The organism is Microbacterium sp. B19 (genome assembly GCF_000333395.1).
Lineage (GTDB): Bacteria > Actinomycetota > Actinomycetes > Actinomycetales > Microbacteriaceae > Microbacterium.
In genome coordinates, this window is the sequence record NZ_BADA01000167.1 from 1 (window position 1) to 1,080 (window position 1,080).

At 71.4% G+C, this 1,080-nt stretch carries 2 protein-coding genes; both read right to left on the reverse strand.

The window, feature by feature from the left end; translation table 11 throughout:
- Positions 1 to 108: FAD-dependent oxidoreductase (locus I5G_RS25205; protein ID WP_148286425.1), on the reverse strand; the 108-nt coding region annotated here is incomplete at its 3' end.
- Positions 105 to 1,080, reverse strand: a 976-nt coding sequence (locus I5G_RS06550; protein WP_026095704.1) for a leucyl aminopeptidase, incomplete at its 5' end; no start/stop codon positions are given. The genes I5G_RS06550 and I5G_RS25205, both read right to left, overlap by 4 nt.

Genomic DNA, 1,080 nt, shown 5'->3' on the forward strand with positions numbered 1-1,080 from the left:
CTTCTCGACGAGGACGACGTCCTTGCCGAGCTCGGCCAGACGCAGGGCAGCGGCGTAGCCGCCGCTCCCTCCGCCCAGGACGACGACGTCGGCGGAGTACTCGGTCACCGCACGCCGCCGGCGGCGATGAGTTCGATCAGCGGGCGCACGGTCGCGCCGGTCACACCCTTGTCGGTGAAGCCGTACGGCGCACCCTTGTTCATGCCGACGCCGGCGATGTCGAGGTGCACCCACGGGATGCGCGGCGCGTCCGCCTCCTCCGAGACACGCCCCACGAAGTGGCGCAGGAAGAGACCGGCGAACAGCGACCCGCCCGCCGGATCGCCGATCTTCGCGTTCTGCAAGTCGGCGATGGGGGAGTCCAGGTCGTCGACCATGTGGGCCGGGAGAGGGAGCTGCCACGCGAGTTCGGACACCCGCTCGGCGGCGGCGAGGTATTCGGCGACGGCGTCGTCCTCACCCATGACACCCGTGTGGCGATTGCCGAGGGCGACCGTGATCGCGCCGGTCAGCGTCGCGACGTCGACGATGAGGTCGGGGTTCTCGCGGCTCGCGGCGACGAGACCGTCGGCCAGAACCAGGCGTCCCTCCGCATCGGTGTTGAGCACCTCGACCGTGGTGCCGTCGAGCATGCGAAGCACGTCTCCCGGGCGGGTCGCGCGACCGGAGGGCATGTTGTCCGCGATGCACAGCCATGCGCTCACACGGACCGGCAGCGCCATCTCGGCCGCGGCACGCAGCACCGCGAGCACCGTCGCGGCACCGCACATGTCGTACTTCATCCCGACCATGGATGCCGCGGGCTTGAGGGAGAGGCCACCCGTATCGAACGTGATGCCCTTGCCGACGAGGGCGACGTGGCGTCCGGCGTCGGCGGGGGCGTACTCGAGGTGCACCAGACGCGGCGGCCGGTCCGACCCCTGGCCGACGCCGAGGATCCCGCCGTAGCCGCCTTCGGTGAGCGCATACTCGTCCAGCACCCGGACCTTGACCGGCAGGCCCCTCACGGCCTCCACCGCGGCGTCCGCGAAGTCGGCGGGACCGAGCCACTCGGCGGGCGTCGGACGAGTCCTCACAGCG